Genomic DNA, 5,606 nt, shown 5'->3' with positions numbered 1-5,606 from the left:
TAATTTTCGTAACTGTGCGCTTTTCCTTTCCGATCTGTTCCATTTACCACAAACCGGAAAACCGGATTTCCATGCGCCCAGATAATATCATTCTCCAGGATCTTTTTTGTTATCGTTATCTCACCATATGGCGGACGTATTCCTTCATTTGACACTTCCAGCGCAAAGTCCTGGTTTTCGTCCAGAATAGAGATATCTTCTTTCCAGTTCCCAAGGTATCCTTCTGGCGCCTGTGTCTCGACCAGTCTGAATTTTCCTTTGTTCTGGTCTGTATATTGCAGTTTTTTCGTATATAATTTCGTTTTCTCCGTATACGCAAACTGCTCTCCCGTAATGGCATAACTCTTTTTCTGTTCATCCCATGCATATGCCTGAAATACTGCTCCTGTCAGGTCTTTCGTGCTGTCTGCCGCATCTGTTTTGCGGATGCTGCAGTTCCTTTCAATAATCCCACGTACCCATGACATATTTGTTTTCTGGGTGTCTGCCATCTGTGAGGAATCAAGACGTCGTTTTGCCTGGTTTGAAATATGATAATAAATACCGTCTTTATAATGCCCATGAGCGGCAATCACACTGTCTGCTTTGGCTTTTACATGGATCCTGAAATAATAGGTTACATTATTGCAGGCCGCATCAGTCTTCAGGAAGCTGCTCGCAGCCGCAAACTTCACTGTATTCTTCGTAGCAGTGATCGTGAACTGCTGCGTGACATCATTCCCCTGAGCAGTTTCGACAGAAGCACTTTTGTACTCCAGGCAGGAATCCAGCTGATCCGTGACCTCAAATTTTTTGTAATCTCCCGGAAGAACTGTCTGTGAGATCATATAATCAAATTCCTTGGTCTTTGGGATAGTATAAGGTTTTTCCGCTGCTGTATCCGATTCCGATTCACGTCGTTTCATGCTGCTATAAGACGAATCAACAGCTCCGACTTTCTTCTCAGGTTCCGAATTCGGCTCATAGGTTCCAACTGTCTGTGCCCCTGACATAAAAAACGCTGAATACGGAGTTTTTCCTGTCAGTCCACCCGCACCTGCAAGCCAGTTTACTGTAAAGGACTTATTAAAATCTACATGACACCAGCCTTTTACATCGTTGTTATCTGTTGATGTTCCTTCCGGAGCACATACTTCTGTGTATACCGTTCCATTACTTGTAGTTCCGGTCGTCGCCTGTAGATGCTCGTACCCGCTTCGGATATACATGGCATCTACGCCCCATCCGTCATAAACACGAAATCCCTGACCTCCGTCAAGGTCCATCATCGTCACATGCCCTTTAGGAGAAATCTGATCTCCGGTTTCATGATCGAAGAACTCAAACTTAAAGCGCACAATTCCTACAGAAAGTGTTGAAAAGGCAATCCTGTCATTATAAAACAGAATACATGGAGAAATCACAGTATTGTCAACACCCATATGTGTATAGCTTACCGTACCCCATTCCGGCACTGTAATTTTCAGGTCTACAATTTTGCCCTTATATTCCCCTACATTTGTATACTTTGCAGAAATTTTTCCCTTCTGTGCAGCATTCTGAATACTGCATGCCGAAAAGGTATTCTTGTAATTTGTTGCACCATTCTGGGACCAACCGAACTGCGCATCCAGTTTAGCCGGAAGGCTTGCAGAAGCCCCCTGCACCTCCGTAAGTTTCGTCTTACCTTTTCGAAAAGCATATGCAAAAGCATACTCTGGTCTCATCTTATAATTTGCTGACACAGCCTTGACTGCTGTAGACCTGGCAGAAGTACTTACTGCTTCCGCTTCTTCTCCGTCATTGAAAATCTCTACTTCTTCATTTTCTTCCCCGGGAATTTTCTCAAACTCTGCATTCAGAATCACAGAACTTTCCGGCATAACAAACTCATATCTCTGATCTTCTCCCAGAGTTACCGAAACAGCTTCTCCTTCACTTTCTGCTGTTACTTCTGTGCACTCATATCCTTCAAATGGATGGATATAGAAACCCACTGCTTCTCCTGCCACAAAAAGATGTTCTCGTTCCTGCATCTGCAAAAGTTCATCGGCACTCAGCTTTTCCTGTTCTTCTTTAAGCTGCAGAAGATCCGTTTCAAATACAATCGTTCCCTGTTCTGCTCTGACTGTCACATCGAAAGAATCCGGTTCCATATTTTCTTCAAAATCTGTCTCGGATATCTCAGCAGAATCTCCGTCCGCATCTTCTGAAAAATCTTCGTCATCAGCTTTCTCTGTTTCGTCTCCGGGCATAAATATATCTTCATCTCCATCTGCATCCTGAAACTCATCCTGTATTTCTTCCTGAAACACAGAATCTGAGGCAGCAGAGATTCCCGTAACAGCAGAAACAGCAAATAATGCAGCAAAAATTCCTGATATTATTCTTTTTTTCATACTCCTCTGCCTCCTTTCCATGCTTTGATTACAAGAACCATGCCACCAGAAGCAAGAAGAAGGATCAACAGAAGTTCTGTTGCTGACGAGTCACCTGTTTTGACATGGTCTGCCTGTTTGCTTCCGTTATCTCTGGTCACTGCCGGCCGGGCAGTACTTTCCCCGCTTTCGGATCCTCCTGTTGAATCGGAAGATGATGTCTTTTCTTCTTCATTAACAGTAAAGATCCATGTGACATCTGTTTTTTTCTGTGCCATACGGTTATCCCACTCTGCCGGAATCTCCAGCCGAAACTTCATACTTCCTTTCTGTCCGGCTTCCAGAATTCCCAGCGTTTTGTTTCTGGCAAGACCCGTGGAATCCAAAGTCCCGCTGTACAGAATCTTATTTCCCATTGCCACGGTAAGTTTTACATCCTTAAGCATCGCAATCTGCTCACTGTTTCTACCTTCCGTGCTGGTTCGGAACAAAATTTCCGCCGCACTGTCTGTAGTATTGGACACTGTGATCGTATCTGTAAGCACATCTCCCGGCATCGCAGTTCCGAGATTTGTAAAAAAATCTCCCGGCACAGACAGGAGTTTATGCGCCTTTCCGTTAAATTCCACTGACAGCTTCGTCTGCGGCTTTTTGCAGGTCATTGCTCCGTCTTCTTCATGGATACACTGCCGAATCAGCTGATTTCCCCATGGCGACATGGCACTGAAATCCGGTGTGAAATTCGCTGCCTGGATTGCTTCTGCCTGAATGGTCAGCCCCAGTTTCTGAAGCTCATGCTCCTTTTTCCAGGATGCCGGAATATGTACACTCTGGAACAGATCGACCGTCTCTTTTCTCTTCAGGATACTGGTGTAATAATAGTACTCTCCGCGTTTGATCCATTTAGAAGAAAAACCGGAAAGTTTCGTATCGTCCAGACCTTCCAGTTCTTTCCGGTCATTTGTATACAAGATCCTGGCGCGCACCCAGCATGGAAGAGCACGGTTTGTGATCCTTGGGATCTTGGATACCACTGCCCCGGGAAGGACATCTCCTTTATTGTTGTAAAGAACTTCTTTTGTTCCCTTCTTTTCAAATTCTTCCACACTGATCTTGATATCCCCCACAGAGATATAGTTCACAACCTGCAAAGTGTCCGAAAAATATCCATACACGCCTGATATCCCCAGGATGCTCAAAGAAAGAATTCCTGCCGCTATCTTTGTTCTTTTCCTCATAGTTCTTCCATCCTTTAAGTCCGATAAAATTCCCAGGCACTTCTGTAATCCTCAAATCCGGCAGCCTGCACAGACTCCTCATAAACCTGTACTTCAAATGCATCGATCTGATCCAGATATGTCTTTTCAAGTTTCGAAGAATCTACGGAGATTCCTGAAAAGAGAGGCGTTGTCTTCTCTCCTTCCCGGAGGACTTTTTTGTAATAATAAAATCCGTCATCTGCTTCCACCCAGTTTGTCCGATCTATCTGCTTCAATGTCACTGCCCTGCCTATATCAGAGTTGGAATACCCCAGTGATACCCTTACATAACAGTCGACCGAAGCCTCTTCGCCCTGCACATTTCCATTTGCGACCCATACTGTTTTTGGAAGTTCAGAATCTTCATCTCCGGGCAGAGGTGATGGTGTGGGAAATTCTTCTACGATATTTGTCGTGTTCTTCCCGATGCCAACCACGTTTACTACCTGGTCATAAGAAGTCAGATATGCATTCGTACCACCGATTCCAAGGATGAAGCCCAGTGTCGCCGCACATGCGACAGCCAGTTTCTTCCTGTTTTTCATGTCTTACTACCTGCTTTCTTTCTGCACTTTCTTACGGAGTAACCTGACCTTCCTGTCCTTTATTCTGATTTACATATTTCTCATACGCTGTTCTTGCCTGGTCAACAACACTTGCAGAATCTCCTCCGGTATACGATGTCTGAATTGCATAGGCTCTGATCGGAATGCTCAGATTTTTCTCATCGATCTGCCCCTCAATGATATTGAGGAATTTTACAGAATCAAACAAAGTGTTTGTTGTCTGCTCCGGCTTCAACACTTCATTATATGCATAGACATAGACCTGATTATCTCCTGTTTTTTTGGAGCTTAATTTTGTCCAGTTTGTCGGCGTCTGGAAAGAAAACAGTTCCTGTTCTCTTTTGCCTAATCGTGTTCCATCTTCTGATGCAGCCTCTACTTCTGCCATCGGAATGGATACTTCCAGATAGACGAATGCATCATTTACTCCTGTATTTTTGATCTGTGGATCTTTTTTTACGTCTTTTCCCGGCTCGATTTTTGTCTGTTCTTCCGGTTTAAATCCAGGCTCGTCCAGATCAATAGATACTTTGCCGACGGTAAACTGGTTATCTGCTTTATCAAAATCTGTCAGGTAAGCAGATACACCACCGATAGATGCCAGACATAAAACTCCTGCTACAAATCCTGCTTTTTTGAGGTTTCTTTTTTTGTTTGTTTTCATATTTTTGCCCGCGCTTTCTTTCGCGCTCTCCTTTCTGTCAGTTCATTCTGAACTATAAAAATCAATTCCTGCGAAATCATCAGAATACATATGGCCCAAATTGTCTTTCGTCTCATAAAAGCTGCCATATATCCAAGAAACGGTATTGTAAACACTACCGTTCCGAGCACCTGCTCTGCACTTACCGGTGCCAGGTCTTCCCCGTCATTTGCATCGCCCTTTGTGATCAGCATACTGCCTTCTCTGCGTATAACACGATGTGTCACAAAACTGTCATTCAGGCTGTATGTGATGATATCTCCGATCTGAGGGTCTTTCCGGCTGGTATCTGTAAATACAAGTCCTCCCGTCCTGATCTTTGGTTCCATGGAACCGGACAGAACCATATCTACAGAAATTCCGGCCCCGGGAAGTATCAGCAACAGCAGACCTGCAAGTCCAAGCACCGCGAAAAAAAGCCGTCCTGCTTTTTCTGCTGTTTTCATAAATCCTGCCTTTCTTTTTATGTAGGATATTTTATTGATCTTACGGCGGAGGCCTGCCCCGCAAAAGTCCCGTCATAGAGTACGCCCCTTTGCAGTTAAAATTAAAAAATAATAAAAATGGAATTCTAAAGATCCTCTTCAGAAGAAGAGTCCGTGGCAGAGATGTCTGCCGTTGTTTCAGATGGTCTTATCATACGCTGTGAGCCAAAGAAAGTCAACCAGATTCGTTCCCCCTGTTTCGACAGCCAAAAGTCAGAAAACATCAAAAAAAGACC

5 protein-coding genes are annotated in these 5,606 nt (G+C 44.1%); all 5 read right to left on the bottom strand.

The window, feature by feature from the left end; all coding sequences use genetic code 11:
* On the bottom strand, positions 1 to 2,378 hold a 2,378-nt coding region (locus QZL69_RS08390; protein ID WP_291519014.1), incomplete at its 3' end, for an isopeptide-forming domain-containing fimbrial protein.
* Positions 2,375 to 3,595, bottom strand: coding sequence for a hypothetical protein (locus QZL69_RS08385; protein ID WP_022214767.1), 1,221 nt, complete (start codon positions 3,593 to 3,595; stop codon positions 2,375 to 2,377). The genes QZL69_RS08390 and QZL69_RS08385, both read right to left, overlap by 4 nt.
* 14 nt (positions 3,596 to 3,609) lie before the next feature.
* Positions 3,610 to 4,161 (bottom strand): SipW-dependent-type signal peptide-containing protein, encoded by a 552-nt coding sequence (locus tag QZL69_RS08380; protein WP_022214766.1) that lies wholly within the window; start codon positions 4,159 to 4,161, stop codon positions 3,610 to 3,612.
* Positions 4,162 to 4,192: 31 nt separating this feature from the next.
* Positions 4,193 to 4,846 carry a TasA family protein gene (locus tag QZL69_RS08375; RefSeq protein ID WP_022214765.1) on the bottom strand — a complete coding sequence of 218 codons (654 nt, stop codon included), beginning with the start codon at positions 4,844 to 4,846 and terminating at the stop codon, positions 4,193 to 4,195.
* The gene (locus tag QZL69_RS08370) at positions 4,843 to 5,331 is read right to left on the bottom strand and encodes a signal peptidase I (protein ID WP_022214764.1); all 489 of its coding nucleotides are present in this window, start codon (positions 5,329 to 5,331) and stop codon (positions 4,843 to 4,845) included. Before QZL69_RS08370 ends, QZL69_RS08375 begins: the two co-directional genes overlap by 4 nt.
* Positions 5,332 to 5,606 lie beyond the last annotated feature (275 nt).

It is taken from the genome of Blautia sp. CAG:237, assembly GCF_000436615.1.
Lineage (GTDB): Bacteria > Bacillota > Clostridia > Lachnospirales > Lachnospiraceae > Blautia_A > Blautia_A intestinihominis.
The sequence above is the reverse complement of the archived record's forward strand: the minus strand, read 5'-3'. Positions and strand labels throughout refer to the sequence as shown.